General features: G+C 63.0%; 1 protein-coding gene. It reads left to right on the top strand.

Translation table 11 applies throughout. The annotated features are described in order from the left end of the window. A partial coding sequence (locus G3480_RS27425; protein WP_206171956.1) for a hypothetical protein occupies positions 1 to 285 on the top strand: 285 nt, incomplete at its 5' end. Positions 286 to 433 lie beyond the last annotated feature (148 nt).

Genomic DNA, 433 nt, shown 5'->3' with positions numbered 1-433 from the left:
GCACGCTACCGCTGGGGCATCGAAGGCGCCTTCCTGGTCGAGAAACACCAGGGCTACGCCTACGAGCACGCCTTCGCTAAAAACTGGAACGCCATGAAAGGCGACCACTACCTGATGCGCTTGGCGCACCTGATCAATACGCTCGCGCGGTTTTCCAAGGAACTGGCCGGGTTGTTCGCAACCCTCGGGGTGCAGGCGGCGATCGGCTTTATCCGCAACACCCTCACCGGTCCTTGGCTCGATGCACCGCAGGTCCAAGAGCGCCTGAGCCGGCCTTGCCAATGACGCTTGATCTGACTGCCGCGCGCTGGCGCTTGCCACCACTTGTCGCCTCGGCAGGTGGCGCTAGCCTGTTACCTGACGCCCATAAAACGCCAATTCCGGCGCCATTCTCGCCCAGGCACGACCCGCCGATTCCGCTTTCTCGACCCTG

Source organism: Thiorhodococcus mannitoliphagus (assembly GCF_010915725.1).
In the GTDB taxonomy this organism is placed as follows: Bacteria; Pseudomonadota; Gammaproteobacteria; order Chromatiales; family Chromatiaceae; genus Thiorhodococcus; species Thiorhodococcus mannitoliphagus.
The sequence above is the reverse complement of the archived record's forward strand: the minus strand, read 5'-3'. Positions and strand labels throughout refer to the sequence as shown.